Source organism: Xanthobacter sp. BG11Y11_SDJG (assembly GCF_057364445.1).
Genome location: NZ_JBNFNU010000913.1, coordinates 1 through 486, shown reverse-complemented (window position 1 = coordinate 486; position 486 = coordinate 1). Strand labels below are relative to the sequence as shown.

At 78.0% G+C, this 486-nt stretch carries 1 pseudogene; it reads left to right on the top strand.

Annotated elements, in window-relative coordinates:
• Positions 1 to 274 (top strand): annotated as a pseudogene (locus AC2W7M_RS27265) (OmpA family protein); the annotation flags it as partial.
• Positions 275 to 486: the final 212 nt, after the last annotated feature.

Here is a 486-nt window from a genome sequence, read left to right as displayed (position 1 = left end):
GGCTGCCGGTTCCGAGACGGATGCGCCCGCAGGCGACGCTTCCACCCCGGTGGAGGAAGCGCCTGAGGATGCCGCCCCGGCGGAGGACGCGCCCGCGGATACGGCTGCGCACGATATGCCGGCCGAAGAGGATGCCGCCGAAGCCGAGGCGTCCGCCGAAATCCTGGAGGCGACCGGCGATCCCACCGCTGCCGAGACGGCGGCCGAGGTGGATGCCCCGGCCGCTCCCGGCGGTCCCGAGGCGGTGGAGGGCGCGCCGCCGAGCCCGAGATGATCGAGGTCTGGCGGCCCGGCCGTCCGCCCGGCGCCCCGCGCCGCGAGCGGCCCCAGGGCCAGCGCCAGGGTGAGGGCGAACGTCACGGCGAACGCCAGGGACATCGGCCGCGTGGCGACCGCCCCCAGGGGGATCGCCCGCAGGGGGATCGGTCCGCAGGGTGACCGCTTCCAGGGCGATCGCCGCCGCGACGCCGGCCCCCAGCCCGGCGC